This window comes from Halobacillus rhizosphaerae (genome assembly GCF_046719735.1).
GTDB classification, from domain to species: Bacteria; Bacillota; Bacilli; order Bacillales; family Halobacillaceae; genus Halobacillus_B; species Halobacillus_B rhizosphaerae.
This window is the reverse complement of sequence record NZ_JAUTWQ010000001.1, coordinates 319,527-332,748: the sequence shown is the minus strand read 5'-3', so window position 1 is coordinate 332,748 and position 13,222 is coordinate 319,527. Positions and strand designations below refer to the sequence as shown.

Genomic DNA, 13,222 nt, shown 5'->3' with positions numbered 1-13,222 from the left:
TCATCCAGTAAGATTTTTGCAGGTGTTCATTATCATAAATAAAAAGTTGAATTACTCGGAAGAAATTAACTGAATTTCCCTCTTAAATAATCTTCTGTCCGCTGTTCATTTGGATTGGTAAATATTTTGGAAGTATCTCCGTATTCAATTAAATCCCCATTGTACATAAAGGAAGTATAGTCAGAGATACGAGCAGCCTGTTCCATATTATGAGTAACAATAACAATCGTATAATATTTTTTCAGCTCTATAATTAAATCTTCTACTTTTGCACTTGATATTGGATCTAATGCAGAAGTGGGCTCATCTAATAACAGTACTTGTGGTTTTAATGCTAATGCTCTGGCAATACAAAGCCTCTGCTGCTGACCGCCGGAAAGAGAATGGGCAGAACTATCTAAGCGGTCCTTCACTTCTTCCCATAAAGCAGCTTGTTTCAGCGAAGTTTCAACCATTTCATTCATGTCTTTTTTATTCGTTCTATAAAACTTCAACGCGTGAGTGATATTCGTCTTGATTGGTTTCGGAAATGGATTGGGTTCTTGAAAAACCATCCCGATTTCCTTTCTCAAAGAAACCACATCAATTTTCTTATCTAACAAATTAACACCATCATACATAATCTCGCCTTTATAACGGGCAATATCTATTTGATCATTCATACGGTTGATCGTTCTAAGCAGCGTAGATTTCCCACAGCCGGATGGACCGATAAACGCGGTAACCTTATTCTCTTTAATTGGCATTGAAACCTGTTTAACTGCCTCATTATCTCCGTAATAAACACTTAAATTATTTATTTCCATTAAGGAAGGTATATTCTCTTCTTGATTTTTCACTTCATAATTCTCTTTTTTAAAAGAGTTTTCATTTTTTACTTTTGTTTCTTTATCTGTATAGGCTTTTTGCAATTCCTTCAACTCCTACTTTTTACCAGATATTTTCGTGAATATAAGACCGCCGATTATTCGAGCAGATAAGTTAAATATCAAAACAAAAATAATTAGTACTGCCGCCGAACCGTTAGCTATTTGAAGAACATCCGGCATAATCCCTTGCGAATTTACCTTCCATATGTGAACAGATAATGTTTCTGCCGACCGGAATGGATTTAAAGGCGACGTTGTATCAAAAGGATTCCAGTTAGCAAAATTTAAGCTTGGTGTAGATAACCCGGCAGTAAATAATAAAGCCGCGGCTTCACCAAATACTCGTCCTGCAGAGAGGATTACCCCTGTTAGAATTCCCGGAAATGCAGCAGGAACAAGCACTGTTTTCACTGTGTGCCAATGAGTAATTCCCAAGGCAAGGCTGGCATTTTTTTGTTTTAGAGGGACTGAACGAATCGAATCTTCCGTTACTCTTACAATGACTGGCAGGTTAAATACGGTCAGTGCAAGTGCACCCGCAATGATGGAATAACCTAATCCAAGGTACTGAACAAAAACTAGCAGTCCGAACATACCCACTACTATAGAAGGTAGAGAAGATAGTACTTCTACGCTGGTTCGAATAATATTCGTAATCTTTCCTGGCTTGGAGTACTCTGCTAAATATATGCCTCCAAGCACGCCTAATGGGACTGAAAACAGCAGAGTCATTACGAGAATATAGAAGGAATTCCACAGCTGGTTTTTTATCCCTCCGCCTGCCTGAAAAGAACTAGAGTTAGAAGTTAAAAAAGACCAGTCTATTTCAGCCAGTCCATTTGTAAGGATGTAGCCTAATAAATAGATTAAAGTTGCGATCATAATAACCGCACATAAAATAAACAGTGAAGTTGCAATTGTATTCGTTATACGCCTATTCATTTAAACCTTCCTCCTTGAGGATATGAAACGAATGATAATGATAAACACATAAGACATCACTAACAATATCAGTCCCAGTGACCAAAGCAGGTTATTGTGCATACTTCCATAAGTGGTATGACCCATGCTAAGGGTAATAATGGAAGTCAGCGTTGCTGCCTGGTCAGTAATAGACTCGGGAAGTGCCTTGGAGTTACCAATAACCATCTGCACAGCCAGCGCCTCTCCAAAGGCTCTTGCCATCCCTAATACCACAGCCGTGGCTAGAGACGGAAGGGCAGCTGGAAGAATGACTTTATAAATTGTCTGCCAGCGTGTCGCTCCTAATCCATAGGATGCGTCTTTAATATCCTGGGGAATAGATTTCAGTGCATCTGCAGAAATACTCGTAACTGTTGGTAAAATCATTACACCAACTACAATCATACCTGCCAATAAACTGAACCCTACACCGCTGGAATGGTTTCTTATTAATGGAACGATAACCGTTAATCCGATTAGTCCATAAACGACAGATGGAATTCCAACTAATATTTCTATTACGGGCTGTAAGATCTTTTGACCCCATTTTTTTGCAATTTCGGTCATGAAGATCGCACTGCCTATGCCAAGGGGGGCGGCAAAAATTGCTGCTAGAAATGTAATAGAAAACGAACCAAAGATGAATGGAAAGGCACCATAGGCAATTTCGTCGCCTTCTCCGGATGGGCTCCAATTCAATCCAGTTAAAAATTCACCAACATTAACGCCATTGACTACAAAAGACTGCAGTCCTTTTAACGTCAAGAATAACGTAATGGCAAGAGTTGCCACAATAATCAATATGGCGCAAGAGTATACCACAATTTTCCCTCTCAACTCATTCCGTTTCACTGATCCTTGCTTACTCTTAATGAGCCGGTGAGTAGAGCTGGATGTAGAGGTTGTAGTTTGATTCGCGTTAGACATAGCTATCCTCCTAATATCATGGGAAACGGGCTGACCCTTGGCATCTTTCTTCAACGGGAGTGATCAAGTGTAATCCCACTCATTAATCCGTTGAATTGTGATGACAAAGAGTCAACCCTGTATGAAATCCCCTATCTAGTTTCTAAGAAATTATTTATCTGTTTGGTTACCTTCTGCATCACGTTCAACTTTCATTTCGCTTGCAGGAATATAACCTTGTTGTGGGACCAAGTTCGTTTGAATAGCATCACTCATCATGTAGTCTAAGAATGCTTTTTCTAGACCTTCAGCTTCACCTTTCGTGTAAGCATGCTCGTAAGCCCAGATCGGGAATTCACCAGATTTAACATTTTCGTCTGTTGCTTCTACATCGTCAATAGACATTTTCTTAACTTTTGAATCAGAGCTGTCGTCAAAGTATGAGAATGCAAGGTACCCTACAGCTCCTGGAGTATCATTAATAATCTTTTTAACTGTGTTAGAAGAATCTTCAGTAATTCCTTCAGCAGGTGTCGCGCCATCTAGTCCAAATTCATTGAATGTAGCACGAGTACCAGAACCATCAGGACGGTTTACAAGTTTAATTTCCATATCTTCTCCACCAACGTCTTTCCAGTTCGTAATTTTACCTGTGAAGACTTTGATAAGGTCATCTTTAGAAAGGTTTGTAACACCAGCGTCAGCATTTACTGCTGCAGTCATACCAACAACGGCTACTTTATGATCTTCAAGTTTACTTGCATCAATACCATCTTTAGACTCTGCAAAGTAGTCAGCATTACCGATGTCAAAGTTGCCAGCCGCTACTTCGGAAAGTCCTGTACCGCTTCCGCCGCCTTGGACTTCGATTTGTGCATCAGGGTTGTCCTGCTGGAACTGCTCAGCTGCTGCTGCAGCGAGGGGCTGAAGTGCGCTTGATCCGCCGACTACAATGGAACCTGAAGCTGCTTCGCCGTCAGAACTGCTTTCCCCTGAAGAGGAAGTATCTTCTGAAGAACTGCTGTCATTGCTGGATGAATCTCCATTTCCACAAGCAGCAAGCGCTCCTAGTACTAGAATGAAAGCAAACATTAGTGCTAAACTTTTAAAACGTTTCATTTCTTTTTCCCCCTATATTTCTAAAAATATTTCGTTGGCTTGACCAACTCACAAGTCATATACTACCGATGAAGTTTTAAGTACATATAAATCGAATGTTAAGGTTTTGTAAATGATCGATATTTAAGGAATAAAAAAAGGGCAATTCCCTTTAGGAATGCCCCTTTACAAGCTATCTATTCTTTTTCATTTTTGTTCAAATTCATATTGACACCATTCTTTTCTCTTTGTTTCTTCAAATCAAAGTATGCATCTAGTGCTTTTTCTCCGATTTCATAGTTAATGTGAACCGATGACCCTGCATTCATGTAAGGTACGAATACAGTGACTGCTACTTCAGGGTTATTAGCAGGGGCATACCCTACTAAAGTTAAGTTTTCTAAATCTCTATCTACTGCCTGATACCCGTTTTTAGTCTTCCTATATTTAGTAACCTCTGCGGTCCCAGACTTACCTGCTGGATTATAATCTTTCTTATGGAAGGTACCGTATGCCGTTCCTTCCGGATGCTGAAATACTTCGCGGAATCCTTCCTGCACTCGATTAATATTCGTTTGACTCATCTCTAAAGTATTTAACACGTCCGGAGAATAGGTTTTCTCTACCGGCCCGAGATCATCTCCGACTTGTGCGGGATTATGAATTTCCTTTACTAAATGAGGTCGTATTCTCGACCCTCCGTTTGCGATTGTGGAAACGTATTGATTCATTTGCATAGCGGTATAGGTATTATATTGCCCGATGGCAAAGTCGAGAATATTTCCGGGATTCGGATCCGTCCCAATGACTCCGGTGGATTCGTATGGTAGATCTATTCCTGTTTTTACCCCTAAACCGAACTGGTTAAAGTCATACAGAAAGGTTTCATAAGTATCTGATTTGAAATCCAGTTTTTTATTAGGTTCATAATGCTCTCCGCCAAGCCACATAGCTACATAAAACATAAAAACGTTGGATGACTTTCTAAGAGCTTTAAGGTAATTCACATATTGCAGAGGAGCATAGGAACTTTTCGTTAAACCTCCATAAAAATGTAAGGTCTTATCATAGATGGTTGTCCCCGTATTTATTACTCCTTCGTGAAAAGCTGTTAGAACCGTTGCCCCTTTTACAATCGATCCAGGTGCATACGCATTATAAATGGCTTGAGAGGAAGTATCAGATACCAGTGGTTCACCTTTCTTCCGATCATGGTTGTAAGTTTGCCCTGATATCCCCAGAATTTCTCCCGTCTGCGGATTGGACAATACCGCTATTGCATTGTCTACATATCCGTTCCCTAAATTTACCGCCCTCACTACTTCATCTTTGACTATCTTATCAAGTTTCTCTTGCAGTTCCATGTCGATCGTAAGCACCAGGTCTTTGCCCCGGCTCCCCTGCCTAATTACTTTCGTATCCACGACATTATTTTTCTTGTCCGTTGTATATTGAACTTTTTCCTTCATCCCCCGGAGCACATCTTCATATTCCTGCTCCAGTCCGCTTTCACCTACTCTGTCATTACGGCTGTAGTCAAGCGACATATAGTACTCGAGGTCGTCCCTTGGTACCCCTTCCTGTCTTGTCGTTATGTTTCCTACATAATTTTTGAAGGTTTTTCCGTAGGGGTACGATCGTTCCCAGTCAGAAGTTACATTGATTCCAGGAAGATTCGCAAGGTGTTCGGCTACTTTGGAGTATTCTTCTTCGGAAATATTCGCATTTTTAATCACATGCGGGGAAAGGGCCGATGCTTGATCAAGCTCTTTCTTAATAGCAATGACTTCTTTTGTCTTTTTACCATAAGAATTAATTTCACTTTTCTTTATACTGTCCAGTTGCAGCTGATAGACATCACCGTTATCCATATCATCTGTTACAGCATCCTCCGTACGTTCCTGAACTTCTTTTCTATTCTGAAGAAAATAATATTCTTTTAAGTTTCTCGATGTCAGATTATCTGTATCCATTTGAATATATTGAGATAGCTGTTTAGCTAATGCAAGCCTGTCAGCTGCCTGTACCCCTTTGGGCGGGGTGTATGTAATAGAATACAGCGGTTGATTATCTACAATCACTCTTCCATAACGATCATACATTTCACCGCGAGGCACCGGGATATTCGTGGTGGTATTCTCTGTTCTGTCTATTTTCTTCTGTGCTTCTTCCCCATTCAGTATTTGAACAACGCCTAACTGCAAGATCAGTACCGCAAATAAGATAAACACGATAAAAAATACTATGTTAAGCCGTAAAGGCATATGGGATTTTTTCTTTTGGCTTTTCTTTTTATTTTTCCCCATAAGGTCTTCCTCTCCCTTATTCTAAAAAATTGCTTCTATATTATAACATCTTTTACTCTGCTATATATAGACGAGCAGGAAAAAGAAAAAGTTTCAGTTTCTAATCGCACTCATAGCTGTCGTATCTATATCTTTAATAAAGAAATAAATCATAAAGTGACCGCCACCTACTATGAGCAATATATAAGGGAGCCCAGTTTCAGGAGGAATAAGCGAAATTGAAATCAGAAAGATAACAATAGACAAAACTCTCCCTGTATTTAAAAATAATTCACGCACTACAATGTATTCGATTCTCATCTCCCCTGCATTCCAAGATTTACCGATTACATCGTAAGTTAATGATATATATGGAACGTAAAGTACCGGAAAAAATATTCCCGCGATTCCCCCATAGAGTAACAACAGGGACATATTATCACTAATTAACAAAATAAGAACCGATAAATACAACGATAATCCCGCTATGAAGATTGCTTTCTTCCTTCTTCTCGGTTTAATCCATTTCCCCACTAAAAAGTAGAACAGAAAGGAACATCCAGAATAGACAAGATTAAACACTCCAAGCGATAGTTCATCGCGTGTAATCAAGAAAATCCATATGGACACAGCGAATAAAAATGTTCCTTCTCTAAACCCTTGAGAAACATGGGCGTGCAAAATTCTTTTCCAGTTCACATTGTTATGCCGCTCATCGATGATTCGCCGAAAAGAAAAGTTCCCTTTTGCTTTCCTCCTGGACAAACCAAGGCTGACAAGTACCGCAAGGATAAACAGACCGAACGAAATAGCAAATATAACCGTATATCCCGTCAAGTTATTCATTCGTGAAATAACTAAACCAGCGAGTAACGGACCTGTCATCCCTCCTAGTGATTGTAAGACCCCAAGAAAACCATTGAAAAAATCGCGTGTTTCAGGTTCGGTAATTTCAAAGGTAAGTACATTGTACGCAAGCCAGTAGAAACCGTATCCTATTCCTAACAAAGAACCCAGCATAATATTGAAGGTAGCCGCTCTCTCTCCCACTAATAATACCGTTAAGAAGAATAAAGAGAGGACGGTTACGCCGGTTCGTAATACGATGACCCTGTCGATCTTCTTGGCACATTTCCCCGCCACGATAAACGTGAGTGGCTGTAAAATATAGATGCTTAAATTGTAGAGGGCAATATCCGTATAACTATTGGATTGTTTCCATAAGTAAATATTTACAAAAGTACTCGAAAGAAATATTCCAAGCGAGTATAGACCGCCTATCAATAGCAACAGGATTAAATCTTTCGATACTTCTTCGCGGCTCAGCCACGCGTTGATCATCCTCACCATAATAAAATCTCCTTTGTCTTCTGTACTTAGTGTAGGCAGAACAAAAGGAGATATACAAAAAGAGAGACCCAGTTTTTGAACTGGATCTCTCGAGATCATTCTGTCTTATTTTGCTGCTTCAAAACGTTTAGCAACTTCTTCCCAGTTGACTACGTTCCAGAAAGCAGAGATATAGTCAGGACGACGGTTTTGATAATTTAGGTAGTACGCATGCTCCCAAACATCAAGACCTAAAACAGGAGTTTTACCTTCCATAATTGGAGAATCCTGATTTAAAGTATCAATGACTTCCAGGTTTCCATTATTCACTACAAGCCAAGCCCAGCCTGAACCGAAACGGCCAGCACCAGTAGCTTCAAACTTCTCTTTAAATTGATCAAAGCTTCCAAATGTATCATTGATTGCTGAAGCCAGTTCACCAGTCGGCTCGCCGCCTCCATTAGGAGACATGATCGTCCAGAACAATTCATGGTTAGCATGCCCTCCGCCATTACGGCGAACCGCTGTACGGATATCCTCTGGCACTGCTTCAAGATTGTTAGCTAGAAGCTGCTCCAATGATTTATCCTGAAGATCAGCATGACCTTCCAATGCATTGTTCAACTTCGTCACATAACCATTATGGTGTTTCGTATGGTGGATGTTCATCGTGTCCTTATCAATAGTTGGTGCTAGTGCATCATAAGCGTAAGGTAATTCTGGCAGTTCAAATTTAGCCATAGTATAACTCCTCCTTTAATTTGGTATGTAAGAAGACCGTGTAACCACGCCTCTCCCTATTTGTTACATTACCAAACAGAATTTTCACTTGCAAATTTAATGCATAGAAGTAAAAAGCTTTATTTCGCTTTCGATAATGTAATTTCCCGGTACAACAATAATTAAACATAAAAAAAACAAGCTTCTCTGCTTGTTCAAAATGGTGGCTCGGGACGGAATCGAACCGCCGACACACGGATTTTCAGTCCGTTGCTCTACCGACTGAGCTACCGAGCCGCTTATTTAATTGGATGTATACGAGAAGCTGACCACTAAGTAAGAATGGCGGAGGAGGAGGGATTCGAACCCCCGCGGGCCGTAAAGCCCCTGGCGGTTTTCAAGACCGCTCCCTTCAGCCGAACTTGGGTACTCCTCCGTATTCATTGGTGGACCCTGCAGGACTCGAACCTGCGACCGATCGGTTATGAGCCGATAGCTCTAACCAGCTGAGCTAAGGGTCCACTATGGGGCGACTGATGGGGATCGAACCCATGCGTGCCGGAACCACAATCCGGTGCGTTAACCACTTCGCCACAACCGCCATAATGAAAAAACTGCATTTGAATATGTATAACAAATAACTTGGTAGCGGCGGAGGGGATCGAACCCCCGACCTCACGGGTATGAACCGTACGCTCTAGCCAGCTGAGCTACACCGCCACAATGAGGATTAGGTCGCTTTTCTTCTTGAAGCGACGCTTATTAATATAACACGATGCAGATAACTAGTCAACAATAAATTGCTTAGCAATAATAGCGACAAAAATAATATAGCATGTGAACCATTTGCTTTCAAGGGTTTTTTTAAAAACATAATCGAGACTGCCCTGGATTTCCTAAAGCAGTCCCGGTTATTATTATAAACTCTCTTTTTCTCCAAGTACTTCTTCAGCGATATTTACCGCATGATCTCCAATTCGCTCTAAATTGCTCAGCATATCTACAAAAACGATTCCAGCTTGACCTGAACACAAACCTTCATTTAAACGAATAATATGTTTCTTTCGATAGGTACGCTCCATACGATCCAATTCATTTTCTTTTTGAACCACAGCTAACGCTTCTTCTCTATCCATATTTTCTAAAGACCTATTCGCTTGCTTCACGGTCATAAGGGTGAGGTCAAACATGGTATTTAAATCTTCCTGCGCTTGCTCAGTTAAATCAACCTTATTGGAATTTTTATAGTCGATCAATTCAATAATATTCTCAAAGTGGTCTCCAATTCGTTCTAAATCCCGTACCGAATCCATCAGTGCCGAGTGTTTATGGCTTTCTTCATCTGTTAATGAAGCTTGCGATAACTCTACTAAATAATCCGTAATTTTCCGGTCCAGATTATTTAGAGCGTCTTCAATCTGCATCGCAATTTCTGAGTGTTTTTGTTGTTTATTATTTAAATAAAGATTGGTTTCCTCAAGACCTTTATAAGCATATTCACCCATACGAATAACTTCCTCTTTGGCTTGGTCTAAAGCTAAAGAAGGAGACTGTTCGATGAATATAGGGTCCAAATGCTGCGGTTTAAATTCAATTAATTTATCGTCTCCAGGAATCAGCCGTATAACTAGCCAGGCTAGAAAACCTATCAATGGAAATTGAAGAACCATATTGGCGATGTTAAAGGATCCATGAGCAAAAGCTAAAGTCATTTCGGGACCTAAATCCAGAGACTTCTGCAGCCATGCAACATATTTTTCAAAAGGAACCAAAATCAGCAGAAAGATTGTCGCACCTAAAATATTAAAAATAACGTGGACAAGTGCCGCTCGCTTAGCTCCAATACTCGCTCCTATTGCTGCTAATACAGCCGTAATCGTTGTTCCTATATTATCTCCAAATAAAACAGGCAAAGCTGCCTTTAAATCTACCAGACCTTGTCCAAATAACCCCTGCAGTATTCCTATAGTTGCACTGGAACTTTGTACAATTACAGTAAAAACAGTCCCTATAATTACTCCGAGAATAGGATTGTCACTCATATTTAAAGTTAGTTCATGGAAAGCGTCTAATGTGCGTAAAGGTTTCATCCCGGCGCTCATCGTTTCTAATCCAAAAAACAAAGATCCTAGACCGAAAATGGTTTGTCCTAAATAAGTCACTTTTTTATTCTTAAAGAAAAAGATTAATATGGCCCCTACTGCTAAAATCGGCAAACCATATTCTTTAATATCGACCCCGATAATAAAAGCCGTCATGGTCGTTCCTATATTTGCTCCCATGATAACCCCGATCGCTTGTCGAAAGGTCATAAACCCTGCATTAACGAGTCCTACTGTCAAAACTGTAGTTGTAGAACTACTTTGAATCAACATCGTTACTACCGCACCGGCAACGACTCCCATAAATGGATTCTTCGTAAAACGATCCAGTAAATCACGTAATCGGTCCCCAGCTACCTTTTGTAAGCCGTCTCCCATATACTTGATCCCAAATAAGAAGATACCCAGGCCGCCGGCAAATTCAAATATCATCTGTTGAATGTCGATATCCAAAACTTCTCCCACCCTTTCTTTTTCCATCCAAGGTTTATGTGCTTTCGTGTTTTCTCTTTTTTTACACCCTACTCATTATTAACGAATTGTTTTTTATTTGTAAAGTTATATTTGAGATATTTACATTAAGTTTACATTCCAGTATAAAATCACTCCAATTATGGATTATTCAGACGATTTTTAAATAGGGGTGCTGAGTCGTGCTGAAAAAATTTTAAAAACTGATTTTAGATAGCTTGTTGCGAGCAAACCGAGGAAAATAAACCTCACTTGTTCTCTCCTGTTTACCGAAACATTCCTTCAAGAGAACTCCGGTAATCCAAACTTAAAATATACAAGTGAATTTTATATTAATGCTCAAAAAAACCGAACCAGCGTAAATCAAAGGTTCGGGTTTTTTAATTAATCCTATTTTATTGTATTTTTTCTCAGATCTTTATTTTTTATCAAGGATTTAAACACTTTGGGTATGATCGCTTGAGATTTTCTTTACTAATATCTTTGTGCCGTCTACGGATACAACCTTTAATTCCTCATCCTTAAAAATCCATTGACCATTTGATACTGCACTAAATTCTTCTTCCTCAATCACAATAGTGCCCACCGGACGCATATTAGTTAAAGCTCTGCCTGTTTTACCAACTAAGCTAGAATAGGTTTCCTTCATCGAATTATAACCCCTCTCTGAAGAAAGCGAATCCATTAGCGTTAACTTTGTCCACATATCTCTTCGTTTAAATACTTTAAGAAATAACAGAGAAGCTGCCGCACCTAGTATAACTCCAATAATACTGTACAATCCTGCGACCCAGTTCGGTGCACTTAAACCGACAGCAATAACCATAGAAATAATTCCGATGGTAGAAAGAGTTCCATCATTTACTAATTTCCCGTCAACGATAATTAACACTAAACCAAGCAGATAAACAATCATCATAATAATCACCATATGAGGTGCAAGAAAGGAGGAAAAATATACAGTAATAAAGCCAAGGCCCATTACTGCAAAGATACCTCTCATATTAACGAGCAGCTCCCCAAATAAAAACATGGTCCCAAGCATTGTAATAAATAAAGCAATCCAGTCATAAGAGAGTAGATCCATGATTTCACATCCCCTCATCAAATAGTTCTTTATATATGTACGGTTTAAGAGTCCCAAATGTTTCGTTTTATTCTAATCATTCCCCATGATATAATTTGTTAAGCAGTTTTAGAGTAGAATCAAGTTTGCATTTTTCTCTTTACACGATTTTTACATGTTTATTGTTCGATTTCGAGCAACTTAGCTTCTCATTTTTGATCAAAGCCCTTATAATTAGGGATGGTAATGAGTAAAGCATACCTTTTTGTGAACTTATAAAGGAGCGGTTTAAAATGGCAATTACGCACAGAAAAGACACTCGGCCCGTTAAGGTCGGAGATTTAACTATAGGCGGTTCTGATCAAGTTGTTATTCAATCCATGACTACTACGAAAACCCATGATGTTGAAGCGACTGTCGCTGAAATTAAACGTCTGGAGGAAGCAGGCTGCCAGGTAGTCCGTGTTGCATGTCCAGATGACAGAGCTGCGGATGCAATTCCTGAAATCAAAAAGCGGATTAATATTCCATTAGTAGTTGATATTCATTTCGATTACAAGAAAGCCCTCAAAGCTATTGAAGGCGGCGCTGATAAGATTCGTATCAACCCTGGGAATATCGGGAAGCGTGAGAAAGTAGAAGCTGTCGTTCAAGCAGCAAAAGCCAAGGGTGTACCTATCCGGATTGGTGTCAATGCCGGTTCTCTGGAAAAACACATTCTTGAAAAGTATGGTTATCCTACAGCTGACGGTATGGTGGAAAGTGCTCTGCACCACATCAAAATATTAGAAGACTTGGACTTTCACGACATTATTGTTTCCTTAAAAGCTTCTGATGTGAAACTCGCTATCGAAGCTTACGAAAAAGCAGCGGAAGCGATTTCCTATCCACTTCACTTAGGAATCACAGAATCCGGTACACTTTTTGCCGGAACAGTAAAAAGTGCTGCCGGTCTAGGAGCTATTTTAAGCAAAGGTATTGGCAGTACTCTCCGCATCAGTTTAAGCGCGGACCCAGTTGAAGAGGTTAAAGTAGCTAGAGAGCTTCTAAAATCATTTGGTTTAGCGTCTAACGCGGCTACACTCATTTCCTGCCCTACTTGCGGCCGGATTGAAATTGATTTAATTTCGATTGCTAATGAAGTGGAAGAGTATATCCAAACGATCAAAGCACCTATTAAAGTTGCTGTACTCGGCTGTGCAGTGAATGGTCCTGGTGAAGCAAGAGAAGCAGACATTGGAATTGCTGGTGCCCGTGGTGAAGGATTACTCTTCAGACATGGTGAAATCATCCGTAAAGTTCCTGAAGATATCATGGTAGATGAATTGAAAAAAGAAGTCGACAAACTTGCTGAAGAGCATTATGAGAAAGAGCGCCTTGAGAAGGAAAAAGAAAAGCAAGGTCAGGCATAAT

The 13,222-nt window shown here is 39.8% G+C and carries 10 protein-coding genes and 5 tRNA genes; 1 reads left to right on the top strand and 14 read right to left on the bottom strand.

Annotated features, from left to right (window positions below):
• Positions 1 to 65: 65 nt before the first annotated feature.
• From pstB to Q7A53_RS01610, 14 genes are all read right to left on the bottom strand, one after another.
• Entirely contained in the window at positions 66 to 806 is a 741-nt protein-coding gene (gene pstB / locus Q7A53_RS01675) for a phosphate ABC transporter ATP-binding protein PstB (protein ID WP_411787846.1), read from the bottom strand.
• A gap of 117 nt (positions 807 to 923) precedes the next feature.
• Positions 924 to 1,811: a phosphate ABC transporter permease PstA gene (pstA, locus tag Q7A53_RS01670; RefSeq protein ID WP_411787369.1), complete on the bottom strand. Its 888-nt coding sequence runs from the start codon at positions 1,809 to 1,811 to the stop codon at positions 924 to 926.
• The gene (gene pstC, locus Q7A53_RS01665) at positions 1,812 to 2,759 is read right to left on the bottom strand and encodes a phosphate ABC transporter permease subunit PstC (protein WP_411787368.1); all 948 of its coding nucleotides are present in this window, start codon (positions 2,757 to 2,759) and stop codon (positions 1,812 to 1,814) included. It abuts the gene before it with no gap.
• 150 nt (positions 2,760 to 2,909) lie between these two features.
• The gene (locus Q7A53_RS01660; RefSeq protein ID WP_411787367.1) at positions 2,910 to 3,857 is read right to left on the bottom strand and encodes a phosphate ABC transporter substrate-binding protein; all 948 of its coding nucleotides are present in this window, start codon (positions 3,855 to 3,857) and stop codon (positions 2,910 to 2,912) included.
• A 176-nt stretch (positions 3,858 to 4,033) separates the two neighbouring features.
• Positions 4,034 to 6,142: a peptidoglycan D,D-transpeptidase FtsI family protein gene (locus Q7A53_RS01655; RefSeq protein WP_411787366.1), complete on the bottom strand. Its 2,109-nt coding sequence runs from the start codon at positions 6,140 to 6,142 to the stop codon at positions 4,034 to 4,036.
• Positions 6,143 to 6,235: 93 nt separating this feature from the next.
• Positions 6,236 to 7,471, bottom strand: a complete 1,236-nt coding sequence (locus tag Q7A53_RS01650) for an MFS transporter (RefSeq protein ID WP_411787365.1) — start codon at positions 7,469 to 7,471, stop codon at positions 6,236 to 6,238.
• Positions 7,472 to 7,576: 105 nt separating this feature from the next.
• On the bottom strand, positions 7,577 to 8,191 hold the full coding sequence (locus Q7A53_RS01645; RefSeq protein ID WP_411787364.1) for a superoxide dismutase: 615 nt from the start codon (positions 8,189 to 8,191) through the stop codon (positions 7,577 to 7,579).
• 200 nt (positions 8,192 to 8,391) lie between these two features.
• Positions 8,392 to 8,467: transfer RNA gene (locus Q7A53_RS01640), tRNA-Phe, on the bottom strand.
• 46 nt (positions 8,468 to 8,513) lie between these two features.
• A tRNA-Ser gene (locus Q7A53_RS01635) sits at positions 8,514 to 8,606 on the bottom strand.
• An 8-nt stretch (positions 8,607 to 8,614) separates the two neighbouring features.
• Positions 8,615 to 8,691, bottom strand: a tRNA-Ile gene (locus tag Q7A53_RS01630).
• Between the two features lie 4 nt (positions 8,692 to 8,695).
• Positions 8,696 to 8,771 (bottom strand) — tRNA-His (locus Q7A53_RS01625).
• Positions 8,772 to 8,813: 42 nt separating this feature from the next.
• Positions 8,814 to 8,890: transfer RNA gene (locus Q7A53_RS01620), tRNA-Met, on the bottom strand.
• Positions 8,891 to 9,087: 197 nt separating this feature from the next.
• On the bottom strand, positions 9,088 to 10,725 hold the full coding sequence (locus Q7A53_RS01615; RefSeq protein WP_411787363.1) for a Na/Pi cotransporter family protein: 1,638 nt from the start codon (positions 10,723 to 10,725) through the stop codon (positions 9,088 to 9,090).
• 454 nt (positions 10,726 to 11,179) lie between these two features.
• Complete coding sequence (locus tag Q7A53_RS01610; RefSeq protein WP_411787362.1) at positions 11,180 to 11,830, bottom strand: NfeD family protein; 651 nt, start codon at positions 11,828 to 11,830, stop codon at positions 11,180 to 11,182.
• Between the two features lie 272 nt (positions 11,831 to 12,102).
• On the opposite strand from Q7A53_RS01610, the gene ispG reads away from it, so the two are divergent.
• Positions 12,103 to 13,221 (top strand): flavodoxin-dependent (E)-4-hydroxy-3-methylbut-2-enyl-diphosphate synthase, encoded by a 1,119-nt coding sequence (gene ispG, locus Q7A53_RS01605; RefSeq protein WP_411787361.1) that lies wholly within the window; start codon positions 12,103 to 12,105, stop codon positions 13,219 to 13,221.
• Position 13,222 lies beyond the last annotated feature (1 nt).

Excerpts from the sequence above, each read along its gene's own strand:
- pstB (WP_411787846.1), bottom strand. The coding sequence starts at position 806 with ATGGAAATAAATAATTTAAGTGTTTATTACGGAGATAATGAGGCAGTT.
- pstA (WP_411787369.1), bottom strand. The coding sequence starts at position 1,811 with ATGAATAGGCGTATAACGAATACAATTGCAACTTCACTGTTTATTTTA.
- pstC (WP_411787368.1), bottom strand. The coding sequence starts at position 2,759 with ATGTCTAACGCGAATCAAACTACAACCTCTACATCCAGCTCTACTCAC.
- Q7A53_RS01660 (WP_411787367.1), bottom strand. The coding sequence starts at position 3,857 with ATGAAACGTTTTAAAAGTTTAGCACTAATGTTTGCTTTCATTCTAGTA.
- Q7A53_RS01655 (WP_411787366.1), bottom strand. The coding sequence starts at position 6,142 with ATGGGGAAAAATAAAAAGAAAAGCCAAAAGAAAAAATCCCATATGCCT.
- Q7A53_RS01650 (WP_411787365.1), bottom strand. The coding sequence starts at position 7,471 with ATGGTGAGGATGATCAACGCGTGGCTGAGCCGCGAAGAAGTATCGAAA.
- Q7A53_RS01645 (WP_411787364.1), bottom strand. The coding sequence starts at position 8,191 with ATGGCTAAATTTGAACTGCCAGAATTACCTTACGCTTATGATGCACTA.
- Q7A53_RS01610 (WP_411787362.1), bottom strand. The coding sequence starts at position 11,830 with ATGGATCTACTCTCTTATGACTGGATTGCTTTATTTATTACAATGCTT.
- ispG (WP_411787361.1), top strand. The coding sequence starts at position 12,103 with ATGGCAATTACGCACAGAAAAGACACTCGGCCCGTTAAGGTCGGAGAT.